Origin of the sequence: Chelativorans sp. ZYF759 (assembly GCF_012911015.1) — a bacterium.
Classification (GTDB): Bacteria; Pseudomonadota; Alphaproteobacteria; order Rhizobiales; family Rhizobiaceae; genus ZYF759.
The window spans coordinates 1-380 of sequence record NZ_WVVV01000089.1 but is presented as its reverse complement, the minus strand read 5'-3'; the positions used below and the strand labels follow the sequence as shown (position 1 = coordinate 380).

Annotated in this window: 1 protein-coding gene; it reads left to right on the top strand. The window is 61.8% G+C overall.

The window, feature by feature from the left end:
* On the top strand, positions 1-338 hold a 338-nt coding region (locus tag GRZ55_RS23165; protein WP_169289290.1), incomplete at its 5' end, for a hypothetical protein.
* Between the last annotated feature and the right edge of the window lie 42 nt (positions 339-380).

The following is a 380-nucleotide window of genomic DNA, read 5'->3' as shown; positions in this document are numbered from 1 at the left end:
CTTCTCACCTCTCCAAGGCCTTCGGCTTCGAGCCGGCTGGAGCCAGGCACACCTGCTCGCTCCAGTCGGATCTCCGAGACCTGGCTCATAAATGCGCCGACGCCACCAAGCTCGCCGGTTTCGCCCTCGCCACCTCGGCCCTCGTCGTTGCGGGAGCGAACGCAGAGGGAGTGCCCAAGAGGCTGACGTACGATGAGATCCAGAGCAAGACATACATGGAAGTGAAGGGCCGGATAGATTGCTTGGAGAAAGGGAGAGAGGGAGGGAGAAGCGAAGAAGAAGAAGAGAAGAATGGCAGCGTCGCTCCAAGCCGCGGCTACGTTGATGCAACCGACTAAGGTCGGCGCTACGGGCCGGACCCTCGCCGGGCAGCAACTGAG